At 70.9% G+C, this 21,504-nt stretch carries 22 protein-coding genes; 7 read left to right on the forward strand and 15 right to left on the reverse strand.

Annotated elements, in window-relative coordinates; all coding sequences use genetic code 11:
* Window positions 1–55: 55 nt before the first annotated feature.
* Entirely contained in the window at window positions 56–355 is a 300-nt protein-coding gene (locus FV234_RS05185; RefSeq protein WP_147828278.1) for an alkylphosphonate utilization protein, read from the forward strand.
* 13 nt (window positions 356–368) lie between these two features.
* Here the strand turns inward: FV234_RS05185 and FV234_RS26070 are convergent, their stop codons facing one another.
* From FV234_RS26070 to FV234_RS05220, 8 genes are all read right to left on the reverse strand, one after another.
* Complete coding sequence (locus FV234_RS26070) at window positions 369–542, reverse strand: hypothetical protein (RefSeq protein ID WP_187273586.1); 174 nt, start codon at window positions 540–542, stop codon at window positions 369–371.
* 216 nt (window positions 543–758) lie between these two features.
* Window positions 759–1,271: a 5,6,7,8-tetrahydromethanopterin hydro-lyase gene (gene fae, locus FV234_RS05190; RefSeq protein WP_147750994.1), complete on the reverse strand. Its 513-nt coding sequence runs from the start codon at window positions 1,269–1,271 to the stop codon at window positions 759–761.
* A gap of 222 nt (window positions 1,272–1,493) precedes the next feature.
* Window positions 1,494–2,342 carry a triphosphoribosyl-dephospho-CoA synthase gene (locus FV234_RS05195; RefSeq protein ID WP_147828279.1) on the reverse strand — a complete coding sequence of 283 codons (849 nt, stop codon included), beginning with the start codon at window positions 2,340–2,342 and terminating at the stop codon, window positions 1,494–1,496.
* On the reverse strand, window positions 2,342–3,250 hold the full coding sequence (locus tag FV234_RS05200; protein WP_147828280.1) for a RimK family alpha-L-glutamate ligase: 909 nt from the start codon (window positions 3,248–3,250) through the stop codon (window positions 2,342–2,344). Before FV234_RS05200 ends, FV234_RS05195 begins: the two co-directional genes overlap by 1 nt.
* A 253-nt stretch (window positions 3,251–3,503) precedes the next feature.
* Window positions 3,504–4,472 (reverse strand): methenyltetrahydromethanopterin cyclohydrolase, encoded by a 969-nt coding sequence (gene mch, locus FV234_RS05205; protein ID WP_147828281.1) that lies wholly within the window; start codon window positions 4,470–4,472, stop codon window positions 3,504–3,506.
* Window positions 4,408–5,607, reverse strand: coding sequence for an ATP-grasp domain-containing protein (locus tag FV234_RS05210; RefSeq protein ID WP_147828282.1), 1,200 nt, complete (start codon window positions 5,605–5,607; stop codon window positions 4,408–4,410). Before FV234_RS05210 ends, mch begins: the two co-directional genes overlap by 65 nt.
* A 7-nt stretch (window positions 5,608–5,614) precedes the next feature.
* Entirely contained in the window at window positions 5,615–6,508 is an 894-nt protein-coding gene (locus tag FV234_RS05215; RefSeq protein WP_147828283.1) for an NAD(P)-dependent methylenetetrahydromethanopterin dehydrogenase, read from the reverse strand.
* Between the two features lie 95 nt (window positions 6,509–6,603).
* A complete protein-coding gene (locus FV234_RS05220) occupies window positions 6,604–7,581 on the reverse strand; it encodes a beta-ribofuranosylaminobenzene 5'-phosphate synthase family protein (protein WP_147828300.1) in 978 nt (325 codons plus the stop codon).
* Window positions 7,582–7,961: 380 nt separating this feature from the next.
* Between FV234_RS05220 and FV234_RS05225 the strand changes: the two genes are divergently transcribed.
* From FV234_RS05225 to FV234_RS05250, 6 genes are all read left to right on the forward strand, one after another.
* Window positions 7,962–8,990, forward strand: coding sequence for a formyltransferase (locus tag FV234_RS05225; protein ID WP_147828284.1), 1,029 nt, complete (start codon window positions 7,962–7,964; stop codon window positions 8,988–8,990).
* A complete protein-coding gene (locus FV234_RS05230; protein WP_147828285.1) occupies window positions 8,990–10,633 on the forward strand; it encodes a formylmethanofuran dehydrogenase subunit A in 1,644 nt (547 codons plus the stop codon). Before FV234_RS05225 ends, FV234_RS05230 begins: the two co-directional genes overlap by 1 nt.
* Window positions 10,634–10,666: 33 nt before the next feature.
* Window positions 10,667–11,620 carry a formylmethanofuran--tetrahydromethanopterin N-formyltransferase gene (gene fhcD, locus FV234_RS05235; protein ID WP_147750987.1) on the forward strand — a complete coding sequence of 318 codons (954 nt, stop codon included), beginning with the start codon at window positions 10,667–10,669 and terminating at the stop codon, window positions 11,618–11,620.
* Window positions 11,617–12,411 carry a formylmethanofuran dehydrogenase subunit C gene (locus tag FV234_RS05240; protein ID WP_147828286.1) on the forward strand — a complete coding sequence of 265 codons (795 nt, stop codon included), beginning with the start codon at window positions 11,617–11,619 and terminating at the stop codon, window positions 12,409–12,411. Before fhcD ends, FV234_RS05240 begins: the two co-directional genes overlap by 4 nt.
* Window positions 12,412–12,719: 308 nt before the next feature.
* Entirely contained in the window at window positions 12,720–12,926 is a 207-nt protein-coding gene (locus tag FV234_RS05245) for a hypothetical protein (protein ID WP_147828287.1), read from the forward strand.
* Between the two features lie 117 nt (window positions 12,927–13,043).
* Window positions 13,044–13,439 (forward strand): hypothetical protein, encoded by a 396-nt coding sequence (locus tag FV234_RS05250; RefSeq protein ID WP_147828288.1) that lies wholly within the window; start codon window positions 13,044–13,046, stop codon window positions 13,437–13,439.
* Window positions 13,440–13,446: 7 nt separating this feature from the next.
* Here the strand turns inward: FV234_RS05250 and FV234_RS26075 are convergent, their stop codons facing one another.
* The 7 genes from FV234_RS26075 to FV234_RS05280 all read right to left on the reverse strand — a co-directional run bounded on the left by FV234_RS26075 (window position 13,447) and on the right by FV234_RS05280 (window position 21,418).
* Window positions 13,447–13,623 (reverse strand): hypothetical protein, encoded by a 177-nt coding sequence (locus FV234_RS26075; RefSeq protein ID WP_187273587.1) that lies wholly within the window; start codon window positions 13,621–13,623, stop codon window positions 13,447–13,449.
* 92 nt (window positions 13,624–13,715) lie between these two features.
* Complete coding sequence (locus tag FV234_RS05255) at window positions 13,716–14,432, reverse strand: cache domain-containing protein (RefSeq protein ID WP_147828289.1); 717 nt, start codon at window positions 14,430–14,432, stop codon at window positions 13,716–13,718.
* 266 nt (window positions 14,433–14,698) lie between these two features.
* Window positions 14,699–15,133, reverse strand: coding sequence for a heme-binding protein (locus FV234_RS05260; protein ID WP_147750982.1), 435 nt, complete (start codon window positions 15,131–15,133; stop codon window positions 14,699–14,701).
* A gap of 163 nt (window positions 15,134–15,296) precedes the next feature.
* Window positions 15,297–16,271 carry a CoA ester lyase gene (locus FV234_RS05265; protein WP_147828290.1) on the reverse strand — a complete coding sequence of 325 codons (975 nt, stop codon included), beginning with the start codon at window positions 16,269–16,271 and terminating at the stop codon, window positions 15,297–15,299.
* A 114-nt stretch (window positions 16,272–16,385) separates the two neighbouring features.
* Entirely contained in the window at window positions 16,386–19,145 is a 2,760-nt protein-coding gene (locus FV234_RS05270; RefSeq protein ID WP_147828291.1) for a phosphoenolpyruvate carboxylase, read from the reverse strand.
* Between the two features lie 180 nt (window positions 19,146–19,325).
* Window positions 19,326–20,216 (reverse strand): succinate--CoA ligase subunit alpha, encoded by an 891-nt coding sequence (sucD, locus tag FV234_RS05275; RefSeq protein WP_147750979.1) that lies wholly within the window; start codon window positions 20,214–20,216, stop codon window positions 19,326–19,328.
* A gap of 29 nt (window positions 20,217–20,245) precedes the next feature.
* Complete coding sequence (locus FV234_RS05280) at window positions 20,246–21,418, reverse strand: malate--CoA ligase subunit beta (RefSeq protein WP_147750978.1); 1,173 nt, start codon at window positions 21,416–21,418, stop codon at window positions 20,246–20,248.
* Window positions 21,419–21,504 lie beyond the last annotated feature (86 nt).

Genomic DNA, 21,504 nt, shown 5'->3' on the forward strand with positions numbered 1-21,504 from the left:
GTCTCCGCCCGGTCCGGCATCGAGAAGGGCCGAGCTTGGGCGGGAGGGTACGGACGTGGCTGGCGACGACGAGTCTTACGTATACGACGAGGCCACCGGCGAGTGGCTGGCCCCGGGCGCGGCTGCCGCGACCTCCGCGCGGGCGGAGGTGCGCGACGCCTCCGGCAACCTGCTGACTGATGGCGACTCGGTCACGCTGATCAAGGACCTGAAGGTCAAGGGCGCCAACCAGACCCTGAAGCAGGGAACGGTGATCCGCGCGATCCGGCTGACGGACGATCCCGAAGAGATCGACTGCCGCCACGACGCGATCAAGGGGCTCGTCCTGCGCACCGAGTTCGTGCGCAAGCGATAGCCTGCCGACGGCGCTACCGCTTCGTCTCGGTCCCCGGCAGGTGGCGCCCGTAGCTTTCCTGCTTGGTCGCCTTCTCGGTGATCAGGTCGGCATAGGCCTGCCGCATCTCCGGGGAGACCGAGACCGTGCGCGCCTTCTCGGCCTTGCGCTTGGGCGCCTTCTTGAAGGTGTTGTTCGTCTCGCTCATGCCCGGCCTCGCTTCGGGATCGTTGGGATCGGCGTGCCCGGGTCGGGATCGCCCGCGGCAGGCCCATCGCAAGGGAACGCGACAGACGAAAGAAGGCGGGGCGGCTTTCGCCGTCCCGCCTTCGTGTTTCTATCGTCCGAGGAAGATAGAGGCCAGTCGCTGGAGCAGGCCCCGCGGTGCGGGCGGAGGCGCGCTCTGCCCAGGACTGTCCCCGATCTAAGCGTTCGCGGCGAAGGGGTGGGTCGCGGACTTGCGCTGTTCGGTGACCGTGGCGGCCTTCGGCTCGCCGGAGACGGCGCGCTGGATCGACAGCTTGGTGGCCTCGTAGTTGTACTTCTGGATCTTGGCGTCGTCGGCCGCCTCCCAGTGGATGAACACGCCGACCAGGATGAACAGGTCGTCGGCCTCGTCGGCGGGGATGATGCCCTCGGCGACGGCGTCCTGCACGGCCATGGCGACGCCATGCTGCGCGGGGCCGAACATCTGGACGGCCTGGCGGGCGTCGTTGATGGTCACCTTGTTGAACATCAGGGTGTTGGGCTTGCACGGCAGGTTCGGCGCGATGACCGCGAGCAGGCTGGTGAAGCCGTGCTTGTTGTTCACGAGGCCGTTGCAGAAGGCCGTCTCGGCCGGCGAACCGCGCGGTCCGATGATCAGGTCGATGTGGGCGACCTCGTTGCCGTCGCCGACGAGGGCTTCGCCGACCTGGACCTTGGTGATCTTTGCCATTCGGGTTTTCTCCCTGGATTCCAAACTCGAGGACCGCGGCCCGTCGTGTCGGGCGCGGCCGGAAGCCATCCTTGTTCGCGACGCCCGGCCTTGGAAAAGCCGGGCCGGTTAGCCCGGATAGCGGCGCGGACCCTACAGCGCGGTCCGGCCCGTCACAACCCATGGCAACGCGCTGGAATCGATATTAAAAGTGCGGCCCGGCGCTTGACGCGGGGAACTTTTTCAGGCGACGCGCACCGCGTCCGCCAACCGGGCGCCGGCGGATGCCAGCGCGTCGGCGAAGAGCGTCGCCACCGTGAAATCCGCGCTGGTGCCGGGATTGATTCCGGCTGCCTTCCAGGCCGCGTCGAGGGCGAGCAGCGGCGCGACCGGCCGGGTGCGCAGATCGAGCCCACCCAAGGCCGCCACGGCCTGCGCACGAACGGATTCAGCCCGCTCCGCCCCGTGCTTGCGCGCTACGTGGCTGTCGGGAAAGGCCTGCAGGTAGGCCAGATGCACGGCGGTGGTGCACCAGGCCGGATCGAGCCCCTGCCCGCGTGCGCCCGCCAGCGCCGGAAGCCCGACCGCGAACAGGTCGCCGAATCCGTCGACGTAGGCGCGGGCGATGCGGTCGCGCGGCGCCGCCTCTTCCATCGCCGCTCGCAACGAATCCGGGGCCGGCGCGGCCACGTCGTGCCGGGCGGCCTGGCCTAGCCCGCCGGGGTTGGCGAGGCGGATCGCCTCGAAGACGCCCTGCGCATCTGCCGGTTCGAGCCCGGCCAGCACCGCGGCCACGGTGCTCGCGCGCTCGGCGGCCACCGCAAGCGGCGCGCAGAGCAGGAGGATGCCGAGGTTCGTGTTCTGGCCGACCGCGGCAAACGTCGCCGCAACCGCATCGCGGACCCGTGCGCCGACGCCGGTCCCGGCACCCGCGAGTGCCGGTGCCGAGGCGGCGGCGCTGGCGACGAAGTCCGACACCGCCATCCGGTGCCCGGCCGCGTAGGCATGGACGTTGCCGGGCTTCAGGGCGTCGAGCTCGGCCAGGCACGCCGCCTGGTACAGAGCCGCGATCGTCGCCGGCGCGAGGCGCATCAGGCGACCACGAGGCGCGGCCGGTGCGCGGCGCGGACGGCGGCGACGAAGCCGCGCACGACGGCGCCGGCGATGTCGACCTCGCAGACCTTCTGCAGGCCCGACCACGCCGGCATCGAGTTCACCTCGAGCACGAGGAAGCCGCCCTCACCGTCCTCCACCAGGTCGATGCCGGTGTAGTCGACGCCCACCGCGGCGGCGGCGGCCTCGGCGAGCTCGGCGGCGCGCGGCGGCATCGCCCAGGACAGGGGCCGGCCCCCAAGGTGGACGTTGGTGATCCAGCCGTCGCCCTCGCGGATCATCCCGGCGATGGCGCGGCCTTCGCACACGAAGACCCGGTAGTCGCGCCACAGCCCGTCGCTGCGGGGGACGTAGCGCTGGAGGTAGTAGACCCGCGAGACCGCATCCTCCGGCGGCAGGTCGTCGGGCCGCTCGATGAGCTGCAAGCCCTCCCCTTGCGAGCCGAACAGCGGCTTCAGCACCAAGGGACGGCCGGGACCGGCCTCGCGCGCGACCACTTCGGCGGCGGCGGCGCGCTTGGAGAGCACGAAGGTGTCGGGCGTCGGCAGGCCGGCGCGGGCGATCATCAGGCTGGTCGCCGCCTTGTCGACGGAGCGCTCGATCGCGACGGGGCCGTTCCAGACGGTGACGCCGGACGCGACGAGCGCATGCAGCACGCCGAGACGCATCGTCGTGGCCTCGAAGGTGCCGCCGGCGATCGTCCGCAGCAACACGCCGTCGGGCAGGGTCTCCGGGAAGCCCGGTACCCGCAGCGGTTCGCCGCCGCCGGTGACGATCGCCACGTCGGCGAGCGAGAACAGCACCGGCTCGACCCCCTGGGCGCGAAGCGCCGTCAGGAGCCGGGCCTTGTGCCAATTGCCGTTGTCGGCCGCGAGCGCGATGCGCATGCTGTCGTTCACCCTAACGATGGTTCAGGCCGCCGGCTCCGCCGACCCGCAGCGCCCTCACGCTCCACGCCGTCATCCCGGGGCCGCGAAGCGGAGCCCGGAATCCAAAGCCGCCGACGGCGCCCGAGCTTGCCGCCTCGGCGGATCTGGATTCCGGGCTCGCCTGCGGCGCCCCGGAATGACGGTGGCGGGGAAACCCAGGGAGAGCCGTAGGCAAGGGCCACCGTTTCGAGAAAGCCGGCCTCGTCCGATGCTACGAGAACGACGCCTCGACCAGCTCCGGCATCAGCTTGCCGCCGCGGAAGGTGGCGCCGGTGCGGATCGAGGTGACGATCGCCTCGGCCGGCGAGAACAGCGCGCCGTCGATCTTGTAGAAGTCGCCGTTCACCCGCGAGAAGATCTCGGCGAAGGGCGCGCCGTGGTCGCTCGACGTGGTCGAGGGCAGCTGCTCGGCGAGCTGCTTGGCCTCCGCGTCGTCGGCGTCGACGTAAAGCTGGACGCGGCCGCCGTAGATGATCGCGTCGTTGGTGCGGCCCATCGCCTTGATGAAGTCCGGGTGCTGCGGCGAGAGCGGGGCCGAGCCGATGCCGTCGACGATCCGGTGCAGGTCGAACCCGACCGTGTGCGCCTTGTGCAGGGCGACCTCGAGAACGCGGGCGACGACCTGGGTCGCGCCGGCGAGGCTCTGGGTCGGCGCGAAGATGAAGGTCAGGTCCTCCGGCCGCAGGGAGCACGCTTCGGCGACTTTTGCGACGACGCTCGCGGGCGGGCCGCCGGCGGCTTCGAGCACCAGGGCCGTCTTCTCGGCGGTGTCGCGATAGCCGAGCTCCTTGTAGAGGTCCTCGACCACGGCGACGGCGCGGCCCGGGCCGGAGCCCAGGGCGAAGAAGCCGGAATCGCCGTCCTCGTCGGCCAGCGACCAGCCGGCATACTGGCTGCCGAGGCAGGCGAGCACCGGGTCGGTCGCGTGCACCACCACCGAGTACGGCCAGGACGGGATCGGGCCCGACGGGCTGATCGAGACGGTGCCGAGGCCGCCGAGGCAGATCTCGGCGATACGGCGCCCGGCCTCGATCGAGCCGCGGGCCGAGGCGCCGGCGTCGACCATGCGCGCGCCGCCGGGCTCTTGCGTGACCGACAGGCGCAGCACGCCGGCGTCAGCGACGAAGCGCTCCACCAGGGGTGTCGCGAGGGCGTTCAGGCTCGGCTGTTTGGTGCTCATGTGTTTCCTCCTCGGACAGCCGGTCGCGCAAGCTGGCGATCCGGGTCCACAATTCTTGTCGTGCCGCCGGCCCGTCCGGCCCCCCCGCCAGGACGGTGCAGAGCGGTGCGTCCCGCGTCACGCGTGTCCCGGCGCGGGGCCGGTCCCGCACGTGGTCCGGCCAGGCGACCGCCGGGATGACGGCGTGATCCCGCGCCGCGTAACAGATCTGGGACGCCGCCGCATCCTCCGGGGCGGGTCCGAGGGCGGGCGCCTCGCCGAGGCAGGCCGCGACGTGGGCGCCAAGCAGCGGCACGCCGCGGCGGTCGAGGACGTCGAGGGTGGCGCCGGGGCGCGGGTTGATCTCGGTCAGCCGCCAGCTCGTGCCGTCGGACAGGACGTCGGCGCTGGCGAGCCCGCGCAGGCCGGTCGCGCGGACGAGGCGCCCGGCCGCCTCCACGATCGCCGAGACGATCGCAGGGGCGAGCGGCGACGCCTCGTTCCGCCCCGGCGCCAGCGCGCCGGCGTAGCGGTAGGGGCGCAGGGGCGAGGCTGCGCTCCACTGTTCGGTGAGCGCGAGCACGTGGACCTCGGACGCGTCGGCGAGAAAATTCAGGGCGAAGGCCCGCCCCGGCACCCGCGCCTGGAAATACGCGCCCGGCGGGGCCGGCCCGCGGGTCGCGGCCCGGATGTGGCCCCCGCCCGAACCGCCGGCGCGCTTGAGCAGCCACGCCTTCGGTTCGTCGAGCCGCGCCAGCGTCACGGCCGGATGGGGGATGTCGAGACTTCGGCAGAGGGCCGCGAAGCGCAGCGGGTCCTTCAGGGCCGAGACGGCGGCGGCGCCCGCGCCGAGCAGGCGATGACGCGCGCCGATCGCGTCGATCAGAGCCGGCGCCGCCTCGAACCCGCTTCCCAGGATCACGCCGAGCGGTCGCCCGCCGGCCACCGCCGACAGCTCGTCGAGGCGCGCAAGGACCGCTTCCCCGAGGCGCCCTGTCCCGAATCGGCCCTCCAGCGGGCGATGCGCCTCCGCCAGCTCCAGCGTGTCCGAATCGGCGAACAGGTCGGCGACGAAGGGGCGGAACCCGGCGCGGCGCGCGGCCTCGGCCAGCGCGCGGCCGGATTGCGCCGCGATCAGGACCGCGTCGCCGGCCATGCCAAGGTCAGCCGGCGACCTCGACCGCCAGGGTGTAGGCGTCGCGGAAATCGAGGCAGAGCGGCGTCTCCGAGGCGAGCATCCGCCCGAACAGCTGCTTCTGCGTCTGGTACTTCACGTTGCCGACCGCGAGCGCGCCGATGCCGACGCCCTTGCCGACCGGTAGCGCCACGTCCACCGCGTTGACGTCGATACCGGCGATCCCGGCCGGGGGCACGGCGTTGACATCGGAGGCGACGAGCAGGTTCGGCGCGAAGCTCAGGTCTTCGGCCGAGAGGATCGGGATGCCGGCGGGGCCGGCCGACAGGATCACGTCGGCGTCGGCGATCCCCCTGCGGCGGTCGTCCGGGGTGGTGCCGTCGACGGCGCCGACCTCGATGCCGAAGCGCCACTTCATGGTGAAGGCGATCTTCGAGACGCGCTCCTCGCCATCGTGCCCGACGATCACCGTCTTCGCGCCTTCGAGCGCGCCGATCACCGCGGCGACGTAGGCCACGACGCCGGCGCCGCCGAAGATGACGATGCGCTTGTCCTTCAGGCCGGTGCCGAATTTTTCGCGCAGCGCCCGCGAGACCTGCGCCACCATCGCCGCACCGGTGGTGAAGGATCCGGCCGGGTCGGCGAACAGGTGGTTGGCGAAGGGCGGCACGAAGGCCTTCTTGGCCCGGTCCATCATGTCGAGGGCGTCCTCGGCGTTCTTGCCGCCGATGAAGATGCCGGTGCGGGCGCCGTCGCCGGGCGCGCGCGAGAAGATCGAGTCCTGGGTCAGCGAGACCACGTCGGGCAGCGTCACGTCGGTGTAGGTGACGATGGTCTCGAACCCGGCATCCACGGCCATGTTCACGTCGAACGGGCTCATGTGCTTGAGCGGCGTCAGCATGTGCAGGATCGAGCGGGCCATGGCGTTTCCCTGTCTGGTGCGAGGAGCGTCGTTCGACGTCGGTGTGAGTCGCAATCGCGGCTCGTGGTCAAGCGTAACGGTTCAGGCGTGACGAATCATGCGTCCGCGATCTCGGCGCCCGCGTTCCGGCCGCGTGCGATCAGGAAGCGCAGCGGGCCCGGCCGCGCCAGCCCGGCGACGAGGGCGTTCGCCTCGGCATCCGAGGGCATCAGCGCGAAGCCGGTCGGGCCCCAGGAGCTCTGGCCGTAGCCGGCCACGCCCTGGTCCGCGATCGTCCGCAGCGCCTCGGCGACGGCGGGGCTCGCGTAGCGGCCGCCCTGGTGCGGGGCGAAGTGGTCGCCGATCAGCCGCTGGATCTGGGTGATGCCGGCGCCGAAGCCCTGGGGCTCGGCGAGCACCGCGGCCGGCATCACCTGCATCAGCACGATCCGGCAGATTTCCGCGGCCTGGCGCTCGGGGAAGCGCGGCAGCTCGGCGAAGGCGCGCTGCTCGCGCGAGCCGTGGATCCCGGTGGCGCTCTCGTCCAGGATCAGCACCACGCGCCACGCCTCAGGATAGGAGAGCCGCGCGATCACCGGTGGTGGCGCACCGGTGGCGTCGCGTCCGCCGTCGACGATGAGGCCGCCCTCGGTGAAGGCCGACAGGCCGACGCCGGAGCGGTTGCCCCGATCGAGCGCGTTCGAGAAGTCTTCCGCCGAGAACGGCTTGCCGGAGAGCTTCGCCAGGGCCGCGGCGACGCTGAGCGCGAGCTGGGTGCCGGAGCCGAAGCCGGCATGGGCGGGGATCGCCTCCTCCACCCGGATCGCCACCGCCTCCGGCACGCCAAGATGGCTCGCCGCCGCCTGGACGTAGCCGCGCACGCGCGCCTCCTCCGGCCCGGTGACGCTCAGCGTCTCGGCCGCGGTCGCGGTCAGGCGCACGGCGGGGGCGTCGATCGCCAGGCCGATGCTGCCGAAGCGACGGCCGAGGCCGCCATGCAGGTCGAGGAACCCGAAATGCAATCGCGCCGGCGCGTGGACGCGAACGGAACGCGACGCGGCGGCCCAGGATGGGCTGCGGTCGGATTCCGACATGTCGATGCCTGCCGCGATGCCTTCCGCGATGCCTTCCGCGATGCCTTCCGCGATGCCTGCCGCCTTCGCCACGCCGCCTCGCCCTGTCGTCGCTCCGAACCTCCAGGAATGGTCCGCGCGGAAGCCGGCTTCTCCCATGGAGGCGCCCCGCCGGGCAACCGCCTGACGGAGCCGGGCGCCCGCAAATCGCGGGCAAAGGGTTGCCTGCGGCGTGCGAGCGATGCAAACGTGCCTTCCAGCGCAGGCATTCCGAGTGCCGCCTGGGCGGGATCGCATCCCGTTCGGGCAGGCCATTCCGGCTTCGACGGCTTTTCCGCCGTCCTCCCCGGTCTTACGGCGACGATCTGCGACGCCTCCAGAAACGGTTCGGGTGAGGACGCATGACAGCCTGGGTGAAGGGTGACGCGACCGATGCGGAGGGCGCCATCGCGGCCGCCGCCGCTTTGCTCGCCGCCGCGCACGCACCGGTCTTCGCCGGCCTGAACGCCGACGTCGCCGCGATTCGCGCAGCCTACCGCCTCGCCGGCACGATCGGCGCCTCCCTCGACACGCAAGGGGCCGCCGGCACCTATGCCGACCTCGGCGCGCTCGCCCGCGTCGGTGCGATGACTACGACCCCGGCCGAGGCGCGCGGGCGCGCCGACGTGGCGCTCGTCGTCGGCGCGAAGCCCGAAGCCTCCGCCCTCGTTGCCGCCCTGCGCGGCGGCAAGCCGGTGCGCGGCCGGGCGGCCGGAGCCGACCGCCAGGTGCTCTCCGTCGGGGGCGCCTCCGCTGAGACCCTGCCCTCCGACCTCGCCCTGCTCCGCGCCTACGCGAAGGGCCACCTGAAGGACGAGTCGCCGCTCAACGGGATCGCCCGCGCCCTCTACGCCGCACAGTACGGCGTGGTCCTGTACGACCCGGCCGAGCTGGGCGAGCTCGGCGTCGAGATGTTGCAGGGTCTGGTGCGGGACGTGAACGAGGTCACGCGCTGCTTCGCGCTCTCGCTCGGTGATTCCGACCAGGACCGCGCGGTCGTCCAGGTCTCGGCCTGGACCACGGGTCAGGCCCCGCGCACGGGCTTCGGCCGCAAGGTGCCCGAGCACGATCCCTGGCGCTTCGACGCCGTGCGCCAGGTCTCGGCCGGGGAGGCCGACGCCGCGCTCTGGCTCTCGTCGCTCCCGGCCGCGCGCCCCGATTGGCTCGGCGCCCTGCCCTCGATTGCCATCGTCGGCGAAGGCAGCCCCGAGGCCGTGCCCGGCACCGCCGAGATCGTCATCGCGGTGGGCGTGCCCGGCGCAAGCGCGGGCGGCGTCCTCTGGAACGAGGGCCGAGCGGCCCTCACCTACCGGCCCGGCGCGGGCGGCGGCCCGTCCGCCGCCGACGTGCTGGCGCGCATCGAACACCATATCGCTGGGAAGGATTCCTGATGCTGATCCGGATCCAGGGCGGCCGGGTGGTCGACCCCACGGCCGGCCGCGACGGCGTCGGCGACGTCTGGGTCGAGGACGGTCGCGTCGTCGCCCCCTCCGAGCGGACGCCCGACCGCACCGTCGACGCGACGGGCTGCGTGGTGATGGCCGGCGGCGTCGAGGTGCACTCGCACATCGCCGGCGGCAACGTCATCACCTCGCGGCTGCTGCTGCCGGACCTCTACGTCAGCGAGACGGCGCCGAACGGCCACCCCTTCGCCCATGCCGGCGGGGCGGCGGCCTGGATCGGCGCCGCCTACGCCAAGATGGGCTACACCACCGCCGTCGAGCCGGCGATGCCGCCGACCCACGCGCTGGCGACTCAGCTCGAGCTCGCCGACATCCCGCTCCTCGACCGAGGCGCGCTCGCGGTGATGGGCAACGACGACCAGCTGCTGCAACTCTTGCGCGACGGCGAGAGCAAGGACGCGATCCGCGACCTCGTGGCGCTCAACGTGGCACAGAGCCGGGCGCTCGGCGTCAAGTGCATCAACGCTGGCGGCGCCTCCGCCTTCAAGGACGGCGTGCTGAAGCTCAGCCTCGACGACGAGATCCCGGTCTACGGGCTCTCGACGCGCAAGATCATGGGCTCGCTTCTCGACGCGGTCGAGGAGATCGGCGTGCCGCACCCGCTGCACGTCCACTGCAACAACCTCGGCCTGCCGGGCGCCGACGACAGCTTCGTCGAGACGCTGGAGGCGGCGGAAGGCCGGCGCATCCACTTCGCCCACGCGCAGTTCTACGCCTACGGCGCCGCGGACCCGGCGAACCCCGGCACCGGCGGCTTCCGCTCAGCCGCCCGCCGCATCGTCGATGCGATGCACGCGAACCCGCACGCGACGCTCGACATCGGGCAGGTGGTGTTCGGCCAGACCGTCACCGTCTCGATGGACATCCTGCGCCAGTTCGGCGGCCGCAAGGGCGCCAACCCGAAGAAGTGGGTGCTGAACGCGGGCGACGCCGAGGGCGGCGGCGTGGTGCCGTTCCTCTACAAGCCGCGCGGGCCCACGAGCTCGCTGCAATGGGCGATCGGCCTGGAGATCATGCTGCTTTCGAACGAGCCCGAGCGCACGATCCTGACCACCGACCACCCGAACGGCGGCCCGTTCACCGCCTACCCGCGCATCATCCACCTGCTGATGGACAAGGAGGAGCGCGACCGCGAGATCGCGACCTTGCCCAAGGTGGTGCACGAGCGCTCCTCGCTGCCCGAGATCGAGCGCGAGTATTCCTTCTCCGAGATCGCCGAGCTGACGCGCTCCGGGCCGGCCAAGCTGCTGGGCCTCGCCGACCGCGGGCACCTGCGCGACGGCGCGCGCGCCGACATCGCGGTCTACCGCGAGGACAAGAACCGCACCGCGATGTTCGCGAGCGCCAAGCTCGTGCTCAAGGACGGGGTGGCGATCGTCGAGGACGGCGAAATCGTGAACTGGCATGTCGGCCGTTCGCTCTCGCTCGTCGTCGAGTCCGACAAGGCGATGGAGCGCCGCACCGACGCCTACCTGCAGGACCGGTTCGGCCAGGGCCTCGACAGCTTCACTGTCCCGGATGCGGCCTTCCCCGAGGCCGAGGTGTTCGAGGACGTGGCATGCCGGGCATGAACGAGCGGCTTCGCGTGAGGGACCTGAACCCGAATGTCTGACCTCACCCTCAACGGCATCCGCGTCGAGGACACCTTCGCGGAGGCGTTCGACGTCGCCGGCACCGCGATCGTCGTCACCAACGACACCGCGAAGTGGGCGATGATCGCCGCCACCACGATGACGGGCTTCGCCACCTCGGTGATCGGCTGCGGCGCCGAGGCCGGGATCGACGCCGAGCTCTCGCCCGAGGAGACGCCGGACGGTCGCCCGGGCGTGCGCATCCTGCTGTTCGGCTTCGAGCCGAACGGGCTGAAGGAGCAGCTCCTGAAGCGCGTCGGGCAGTGCATCCTCACCTGCCCCGGCACCGCATGCTTCGCCGGCGTCGAGGGGCCGACCAAGATCAAGCTCGGCGGCGCGATCCGCTACTTTGGCGACGGTTTCGCCATCGCCAAGCGCCTGCCCGACCACACCGGCAAGATGCGCCGCTACTGGCGCATCCCGGTGATGGACGGCGAGTTCCTGTGCGAGGATTCGGTGCGCGCGGTCGACGGCGCGGTCGGCGGCGGCAACCTGCTGTTCCTCGGCCGCAACCACGCCGAGACCCTGAAGGTGGCCGAGGTCGCCGTGGAGGCCGCGAAGGCGATCCCCGGGGCGATCCTGCCCTTCCCCGGCGGCATCGTCCGCTCCGGCTCGAAGGTCGGCGCCCGCACCAAGGGCATGATGGCCTCGACCAACGACGCCTACTGCCCGACGCTGAAGGGCCGGGCCGGCTCGGCGCTGCCGGCCGAATGCGGCGTGGTGCTGGAGATCGTCATCGACGCGCTGACCTCTCAGGGCGTTTCCGATTCGATGCGGGCGGCGCTGCACGCGGCGACCGAGGTCGGCGCGCAGCACGGACTCGTGGCGATCACCGCGGGCAATTACGGCGGCAACCTCGGGCGGCACCATTATCGCCTTCGCGATCTGCTTGAAAAGAATCCTGCCGTGAAGGAGACCGAAGCGTGAGCGTCCTCTCCCTGCGGCAGGCCCCCCCGGAGCGCCTCGACTTCCTCAATATCGCCCCCGCGACCCTGGCCGCGCTGTCGCAAGGCGAGGCCGAGCGCCTGCCGATCGGCACCACCCGGCGCGGCCTCGTCCTCGGCGACTGCTTCCAGGTGTCGCTCGACGGTGGCGACAGCCTCACCATCGAGGGCGGTCACGAGCGCCTCGACCGCGTCGGGGCCGCGCTCGGCCAGGGCACGATCCGCGTCGTCGGCGATGTCGGGCAGCGCCTCGGCGAAGGCATGGCCGGCGGCACGCTCACCGTCACCGGTAACGCCGGCCCGTATGCGGGCACCGGCGCGACCGGCGGCACCATCACGATCGAAGGCGATGCCGGCGACCATGCCGGCGGCGCGGTCTACGCGGCCAAGGCCGGGCTCGACGGCGCGACGCTGATCGTCAAGGGCACGGCCGGCCGCCACCTCGGCGACCGCATGCGGCGCGGGCTGATCCTCGTCGAGCGGGCCGGCGACCACGCCGGCTCGCGGATGATCGCCGGAACGATCGCGGCGGGCTCCGTCGGCGACCACCCCGGCTTCGGCATGCGCCGCGGCACCCTCCTTCTCGGCAGCCACGGCCGCCTGACGCCGACCTTCGTCGAGACCGGCACCCACGACCTCGTCTTCCTCCGCCTCCTGGCGCGCTCGCTGCAGCGCCTAAGTCCACGCCACGCCGAGATCGCCGCCGGCCCGCTCCGCCGCTACTCCGGCGACCTCGCGACGATCGCCAAGGGCGAGATCTGGGCGGCGGCTTGAAGCGCGGCCCCTCACATGGAGGGGCATGCCGCATTCACACCGCGTCGAACGCGTCCGCCGAGGCGACTGGATCGCAGGTCACTTATCGCGGTCCCCTCTCCCCGAACGGGAGAGGGGACCCACGTTCGATCAGGCGACGCATTGGGATACGTGAAGGCGAGCCTCCGAATGGGCGGATGAGCCGCGCTGGACATGCGGTGATTCGCGTCGGCGCGCCGCGAGATATCTCCGTTTGCCGTGCCGCGGCGGCGCCTTAAGGTCGGCGCAACCCGGCCACGGAGCCGGGACGATGCGAGGACGCCCCGCCGATGCTGATCCTGCTGTCCGCCTGCCTGCTGTCGCAACCGACGCAGTGCCACGACGACCAGATCCCGATGTCCTACCAGGGCACCAACCCGTTCGTCTGCCTGCGGCACGCCCAGAGCGTGCTGGCCGAATGGCAGGCGGCCCACCCCGAGCTCCACGTCGCGAAGTGGCGCTGCGCGGTGCGCGGAACGGTGCCGAGGGACCTGTGACCGGCGTCCGCCGAAGCTGAACGGTTGCCGACCCACGCGCTCGCGCACGGTTCAGACTCGGGCGATCATCCTCCGGACTTCGATGGCCGCCGGCCACGCACTCCGCGAGGACATGTCGTGTCGCTTCTCCGTTTTCGTCTGGCCGGGCTCTGCGCCTTGGCGCTTGCCGGCCAGGGCCTCGCCACCGCCGCGCGGGCCGCGGACTTCGACGGCCCCTACCCGCCGCGCCCGCCGGAATACGCCGAGCCCGCGTATCGCGAGCCGCCTCCCCCGCCGACGTTCCGCCGCCCGCACTTCACGGTCGGGCCGGACTTCGAGCCGCCCGAACGCTGCCGCAGCTTCGTGAAGCGCCGAATCTACGCGTACGGCGAGGAGGTTTTGCGCCGGGTTCGCGTCTGCGACGAGCCCGGCGGTTACGACGAGGGTCCACGGCGGCGGCCGGTGTTCTACGACCATCCGCCGCGTCCGCCGGCCGACATCCCGGATCGCGAATGGGGCGGTCCGCGCTGGTAGCCGGGCGTCAGGCGCGGATCGGCGCCTTCTTCAGCGCTGCGGCGAAGGCCTTGAGCTGGCGGTTCAGGTCCGCCAGCTCGTTCAAAGCGATGGTCTTGTGGCCGTCCTTGACGGCGCGCTCGATGTCCTCGACCTGCGAGGCGGCGAGGCGCCGGAGTGCGGTGGCGACTTGGTCACGGGTCAACGGCGCCTCTCCCGGCACGACGCTTGGGGGAGGTTCGGTGATAGGTCGACAGGCTTAACCGTTGGTGTGCGAGCCGCCTGCCGAGGCGCGGATCAGTCGTCCGGCGTCGTCGTGGGCGGCGCCAGGGCGGCCTGCGCCGCCTGCAGCCCGGCGCGCGCCTTCTCCATCGCCGCCGCCTTCGCGCCGGCCTCGGCGTTCAGCGCTTCGAGGAAGGCCCTCCAGTCCGCACGCAGCGCCGGCGGCATCGCGCCGTCCAGCCGGTCGCGTAGGTGGGCGGCGCGAGCGCCGGGGCTGTCCGTCGGCGCGGCCGCATCCGACTCGTAGATCCCGACGCCGCAGACCTGGTCGCCGGCGCGGGTGTAGTAGGTGGTCTTCGGAAGCGCGACGGTGCTGCCCGGCTTCGGAAAAAGGTAGCGGATCGCTGAGACCTGTCCCGGCGCCGCCGTCTCCATCATCGTGCGGATGAAGTAGGTGCCGTCGCTGTCGTGCAGGTCGCGTACGTTCTGGCCCTGCAGGACCGGGTTGGGGTGGGCGCTCATCACCCCGTCCGGCCCGACGCAGAACACGTAGGTGTCCGCGGTGCGAAATCCCGCCTCGCCCTTGGTAAAATGCGCGAGCGCCGCCGGCTTGTCGGCCGCGAGCGCCGCGACCACGTGCTTTAGCATCCATTTGGCGCTCGCTTCCGCGCCGACGTCGCCACAGGACGTCGGCGCCTCGCCGTCGCCGCAGGCGCGGGCGCCCTGGGGCGAAGCCGCCAGCCCAAGGGCGACGAGGAGGGTCAAGGCGAAGGTCGAACGGAACGGTCCCATCGGTCGCGCCTCGACGGTCGAGCGGAGGCACCTGCGCGGCGAAGGCACCATCGCAAGGGATCCTCGCGCAAAGGAGCCTCACGCAAGGGAGCCTCGATTTGTCCGGCCGACGACTGTTCGCCGTCGGCCTGGACCTGACGATCGACAGCATCCATTGATTTTTTCAAATCTTCAAGCTCGAAATGCAGGCATCGCGCGGCCGAAAAACAATGCATCGTCTTCGACGGCGCCACCCTTCTTAAGAAGGGCGGCGCCGCCTGCTGGGATCAGGTCCGCCAGGGGTGGGCCGGAAGCGCGGTCTTGCCGATCGCGCTGGCGCCGGCCTCGGCCACCGCGTGGTCGTCTTCGACGGTCGAGCCGCTGACGCCGATGGCGCCCGACATTTCGCCGTCCGCGTCGACGATCGGGATGCCGCCGGGGAAGGTGATCAGCCCCTCGTTCGAGTGCTCGATGCCGTAGAGGGGCTTGCCCGGCTGCGACAGCGCGCCGATCTGGCCGGTCATCATGCCGAAGAACACCGAGGTCTTGGCCTTCTTCTGGGCGATGTCGATCGAGCCGACCCAGGCGCCGTCCATCCGGTAGAACGCCTTCAGGTTTCCGCCGGAATCAACGACCGCGATGCACATCTGGGTGCCGAGCTCGGTCGCCTTGGCCTTCGCGGCAGTGATCGCGGTTTCCGCCTGCTCGATGGTGACGTGCATGGTGTTCACTCCCTGTTGGCGCCGCCAGGCCGGGGCGCGTCGTCCCCGCGGGGTCGGCGGGGATACCAATCGACAACGGCCGGGTTTGCGCCCGGTGCCGAAAACGAGGACGGCCGCCCCGGATGGTCCAGAGCGGCCGCGGATTGATCGACGTCTGCGGTCCTTACTTGGCCGACATCGCGTTGGCCTTCTCGATCAGCGCCTCGGCCATGCGGATCGAGGCGATGTCGATCAGGCGGCCGTCCAGCGAGACGGCGCCGCGACCGGCCTTGGCGGCATCTTCCATGGCCACGAGGATGCGGCGGGCCTTGGTCACCTCGGCCTCGGACGGGGTGAACACCTCGTTGGCAAGATCGATCTGCGAGGGGTGGATCGCCCACTTGCCCTCGTAGCCGGCCGACGCGCAGCGGCGGGCAGCGGAGGTGTAGCCGTCGGGATCGGAGAAGTCGCCGAACGGGCCGTCGATCGGGCGCAGGCCGTAGGCGCGGCAGGCGACCAGCATGCGCTGCTGGGCGAACAGCCACGGGTCCTGCCAATGGGTCTCGCGCTTGCCGCTCTCGTCCTTGTCCGTGAGCACGCTGTAATCGGGGTTCACGCCGCCGATGACTTGGGCGCGGGCGCGACAGGAGGCGGCGTAGTCGGCCACGCCGAAGGACATCGCCTCGAGGCGCTTGGAGGAGGTCGCGATCGCCTCGACGTTGGCCATGCCGAGCGCGGTCTCGATCAGCACCTCGAAGCCGAGCTTCTTCTCGCGCTTCTTGGCCTGCTCGATCTGCGTCACCAGCACGTCGATCGCGTAGACGTCGGCCGGCACGCCGACCTTGGGAATCAGGATCATGTCGAGGCGCGGGCAGGCTTCGACGATGTCGACGACGTCGCGGTACATGTAGTGGGTGTCGAGACCGTTGATGCGGATCATCATGGTCTTCGTGCCCCAATCGATGTCGTTGAGGGCTGCGATGATGTTGGTGCGGGCCTTCTCCTTGTCGTCCGGCGCGACCGCATCCTCGAGGTCGAGGAAGATCACGTCGGCGTTCGAGGTGGCCGACTTCTCCATGAAGGTCGGGTTCGAGCCGGGCACGGCGAGCTCGGAACGGTGGAGCCGCGGGGTGGCCTGCTGGACGAGGGTGAAGCTCATGGGTCTCTCCTGATGGGGTGGATGTCGTCGGAGCGCGGGCGCAGCTAAGGGGCACGCGCGTCGTGTTTCAACATGGGCCGCGTCGCACCGCGCGACAGGCCCGGCGGAACGTTTTCAGCCGGTGGCGCCGAAGCCGACGGCGATGCAGTTGATCGAGAGCAGCAGGGCGGACTTCACCGCCTCGCGCTTGTCTTCGTCGGCCTCGGCGCGGAAGCGGCGCAGCAGTTCGACCTGCTCGCGGCCGACCTGGTTGATCGTCGGCAGGCGTCCGGTGAGCCTGTCGCGGAACAGCGGCGCGCGCTCGGCCAGCTCCCGGCCGCCGGTGATCCGCAGCACCATCTCGCGCGTCAGCGCGTACTCGGCGTCGATCATCCCGAAGATGCGCTCGCGGATCTCGGGGTCGGCGACGAGGCCGGCGTAGTCGCGGGCGATGCCGAGGTCGACCATCAGCAGCGTCTTCTCGACCTCGTCGAGGATCAGCCGGAACAGCCGGCATTCCTGGAACAGGCGCTTGAGCAGCGCCTCGCCCGGGTCGCCGCGCACGTCGAGGAAGCTGCGGATGCCCGAGCCGACGCCGTACCAACCGGTGACCACGTGCCGGTTCTGCGCCCAGGCGAACACCCAGGGGATCGCGCGCAGGTCGCTCAGCGACTTCGCGCCGAAGCGGCGCGCCGGTCGCGACCCGATGTTGAGCAGCGCGATCTCGTCCAGCGGGCTCGCCGACTGGAAGTAGTCGACGAGGCCGTCGGCCTGGAGAAGGTTGACGTAGGCCGCGCGCGAGGCGCCCGACAGCGCCTCGAGGGCGTCGTCGAACTCGTGGCGGGGCTGGTTCGCCCGCTGCCGCTCGGATTGCAGCGCGTGCTCGAACACCGAGGCGGCGAGCAGCTCCATCTGGTAGGCGGCGGTGCCGCGGTTGGCGTACTTGAACGAGACCACCTCGCCCTGCTCGGTGGTGCGGAAGCGGCCGTTGATCGAGCCAGGCGGCTGCGCGTCGATCCCGCGCTGGGTCGGCACGCCGCCGCGACTTACCGAGCCCCCGCGTCCGTGGAAGAAGGCGATCGGCACGCCGGCTTCCTTGCCGAGCGCCGTCAGCTTGGACTGCGCCTTGTACAGCTCCCAGTTCGAGGCGACGAAGCCGCCGTCCTTGTTCGAATCCGAGTAGCCGATCATCACTTCCTGCACGCCGCCCTGCCAGCGGGTCGAGCGGCGCACCACCGGGACGGCGATCAGCTCCTTCATGATCGCAGGCGCCGCGCGCAGATCCTCGATGGTCTCGAACAGCGGCACGATCGGCAGCGGGCAGATCTCGGTGCCGGCCGCGTCGAGGTAGAGCCCGGCCTCCTTGGCCAGCAGGTACGCGCCGAGGATGTCGGGGACGGAGCGGGTCATCGACAGGACGAAGGCGCCGAAGGCCTCGCGGTCGAGGGTGTCGCGCATCTCGCCGACCAGCGCGAAGGTGGCTAGGGTCTCGCGGGCGTCGTCCGGCAGGCCCTCGAACGAGGTCTCGCCGGTCCGCGGTCGCGCCAGCTCGGCGACGAGCCAGGCCTTCCATTCCGGCGCGTCGAGGTCCGGCGGCGCCTTGCCGCCGTTCTGGCGGGCATAGAGCGCGTGCAGGGTCTTGGTGGTGCGGGTGGTGTTCTCGCGCAGGTCGAGCCGGACGGTGGAGAATCGGAAGATTTCCACCATCCGCCGCACCGGCCGCACCAGGTCGGTGGCGAGCGAGGTGCACTTGGCGTCCGAGAGTCCCTGCTCCAGGGTGCGCAGGTCGTTGATCAGGCCGTCGGCGCTCGGGTAGTCCGGACCGTTCGCGCGGCCGCCCTCGTTGCGACGGATCGTCGCCTCGAGCTTGCGCAGGATGCAGGACAGGTATTGGCGATAAGCCTCGCCCGGGTTGCGGCCGGCGATCGCCTTGGCGTCGCCGCTCTCGGACAAAGCCCGCGCGAGCTCGGCCCGGAAGGTCTCGGGGACGGGCATCGAGCGCTCGGTGAGCGAGAGCACACGGCCGAGATGCAGCACGCCGTCGCGGTAGCGCTTGAGCGAGGCGAGGGCGTTCCACTTCAGCGTCTCGCGGGTGACGCTCGCGGTGACGTAGGGGTTGCCGTCGCGGTCGCCGCCGATCCAAGAGCCGAACTGGAAGAAGGCCGGCACCTCGAACTTCTCGTCCGGGTAGTACTGCGCCAGCGACTCCTCGAGCGAGTAGACCACCTCCGGCAGCATCTCGAACAGGGTCTCGTCGAAGAAGTGCAGGCCCCAGGAGACCTCGCGCTCGACGGTGGCCTTCTCCAGGTGCAGCTCGCCGGTCATCCAGACGAGCTCGATCTGGTCGCGCAGCTCGTTCATCAGGCCGTTGCGCTCCCGCGTGGTCCAGCGCGGCAGTTCGAGCTCGCGCAGCACGAGGTAGATCCGCCGGAACTTCTCCAGCACGGTCACGCGCTTGCCCTCGGTGGGGTGGGCGGTGATCGTCGGGCGGATGCGCAGGTCCTTCAGCAGCGCATGGATTTGATGCGCGGGGATGCCGCTCGCCGAGGCCTCGGCCAGCACCTTGGCGAACGAACCGCCGAGGGCCGAGCGGCCTTCCGTGCGCTCGACGTGCCGGCGCCGGCGCATGGCGACGTTCTGCTCGGCGATCGACAGCAGCTGGAACCAGATGCCCTGCACCTGGAGGGCGCGGGCCAGCATCTCGGGCGTGAAGGTCGAGATGTCGGCGGTTCCGTGCAGCACCGCCTCGAGTTCGGGCTCGTGCCGGCGCGCCACGTCGAGCAGCGCGTGGAACAGGATGTCGAGCGCCTCCTTCGACGAGGTGCCGGTGATCACCGGCGGCGCGAAGGCGTTCTCTTCGGCATGGCTGAGGGACGCGTGGAGGGTCTTTGGCATCGGATCAAGCCACCTGGGGCGGATGTCGTTCTGGCGGGGGTGGCACCGCGCGGCCCCCTCTCCCGTGCGGGAAAGGGTTGGGGTGAGGGATGCAGGTCCATCCGGAGAGGGCATCCCCCTCATCCTGTCCCTCACCGGACGGGTGAGGGAACTCGCGCTTTCAGGTTCGCGCGTCGAGCGTTACGCCGCCCGGCGCATCACCTCGGCCACGGTGTCGCCGAACGAGCCCGGGTCCGGCGCCACGGTGAGGCCGTAGGAGCGCATGATCTCGGCCTTCTCGGCGGCGCTGTCTCCGGTGGCGGAGATGATCGCGCCGGCATGCCCCATGCGGCGGCCCTTCGGCGCGGTGAGGCCGGCGACGAACCCGATCACGGGCTTGGAGAAGTTCGCCTTGATCCAGGCCGCGGCCTCGGCCTCCTGCGGGCCGCCGATCTCGCCGATCATCAGCACGGCCTCGGTCTCGGGGTCCTGCTCGAACAGGGCGAGGTGGTCGAGGAAGGACGATCCGTTGATCGGGTCGCCGCCGATGCCGACCGAGGTCGAGATGCCGATGCCGTGCGCCTTCATCTGCGAGGCGGCCTCGTAGCCCAGCGTCCCCGAGCGCGAGATCACGCCGACGTTGCCCTTCAGGTAGATGTGGGGCGGCATGATGCCGAGCATCGACTTGCCGGGCGAGATGATGCCGGCGCAGTTCGGGCCGACCACCATGGTGCGGCGCTCCTTGGGGTAGCGCATCAGGTAGCGCTTCACCCGCATCATGTCCTGGGCCGGGATGCCGTCGGTGATCGAGCAGACCAGCTTCAGCCCGGCGTCGGCCGCCTCCATGATCGCGTCCGCGGCGAAGGGCGGGGCGACGAAGGTGATCGAGGTGGTGGCGCCGGTGGCCTCGACCGCGTCCTTCACGGTGTTGAACACCGGCAGGCCGAGATGGGTCTTGCCGCCCTTGCCGGGGGTGACGCCGCCGACGACGTTGGCGCCGTACTCCTTCATCTCCTTGGCGTGGAAGGTGCCCTTGTCGCCGGTGATGCCCTGGACGATGATCGGGGTGGTCTCGTCGATGAGAATGCTCATGGCGGGTTCCTTCGCTTATCTCACGGACGTCAGTGCTTGGTGCCGTCGCAGGCCTCGACGGCCTTGCGCGCGGCGTCCGACAGGGTCTCGGCGGTGATCAGGTCGAGCCCGCTCTCGGCGAGGATGCGTTGCCCGGCCTCGACGTTGGTGCCGGCCAGCCGCACGATCAGGGGCACCTCGATCTTCACCTCGCGGGCCGCCTGGACCACGCCCTCCGCGACCCAGTCGCAGCGGTTGATGCCGGCGAAGATGTTGACGAGGATCGCCTTCACGTTCTTGTCCGAGAGGACGAGGCGGAAGGCGGTGGCGACGCGCTCAGGCGAGGCGCCGCCGCCGACGTCGAGGAAGTTCGCCGGCTCGCCGCCCGCGTGCTTGATCATATCCATCGTCGCCATGGCCAAGCCCGCGCCGTTGACGATGCAGCCGATCTCGCCCTCGAGCCCGATGTAGCTGAGGTTGTGCTCGGCGGCCTGGGCCTCGCGCGGGTCGCCCTGGGACGGGTCGTGCATGTCGGCGATGTTGCGACGCCGGAACATCGCGTTGTCGTCGAACGACATCTTGGCGTCGAGCGCCAGCACGCGGTCGTCCTTGGTGACGACGAGCGGGTTGATCTCCAGCATCGTGCCGTCGCAATCGCGGAACGCCCGGTAGGCGTTCATGATCGTCTTCACCGCGGCCGAGACCTGCTTGATGTTGAGCCCGAGCTGGAACGCGATCTCGCGCGCCTGGAACTGCTGCAGGCCGACGGCCGGCTCGACCACCACCTGGATCAGCGCCTCGGGCTCGTTCGCCGCGATCTCCTCGATATCCATGCCGCCGCGCTGCGAGGCGATGACGCGGACGCGCTCGGCCTTCCGGTCGAGGACGTAGCCGAGGTAGAGCTCGCGCTCGAACGGGTCGGCGGTCTCGACGTAGACCCGTTGCACCGGCTTACCCTCAGGGCCGGTCTGCAGGGTGACGAGGCGCTTGCCGAGAAGCTCGCGGGCTGCGTCGCGGACCTCGTTGTAGGTCCGGCACAGCTTGATTCCACCGGCCTTGCCGCGGGCGCCGGCATGGATCTGCGCCTTCACCGCCCAGAACGAGCCGCCGAGCTCGGTCGCCGCGTAGACGGCCTGGTCGGCACTGAAGGCGACGGCACCCTTGGGAACCGCGACGCCGAAGCTCGCGAGCAGTTCCTTGGCCTGGTACTCGTGCACGTCCATCGGGCGCCTCCTTCCGTATTGTTCTTCGATACGGTTCTACGCCCTCATTTTACTTTGGGGGAGGCCGATGCCGCATCAAATTTTTT

Origin of the sequence: Methylobacterium sp. WL8 (assembly GCF_008040045.1) — a bacterium.
Lineage (GTDB): Bacteria > Pseudomonadota > Alphaproteobacteria > Rhizobiales > Beijerinckiaceae > Methylobacterium > Methylobacterium cerastii.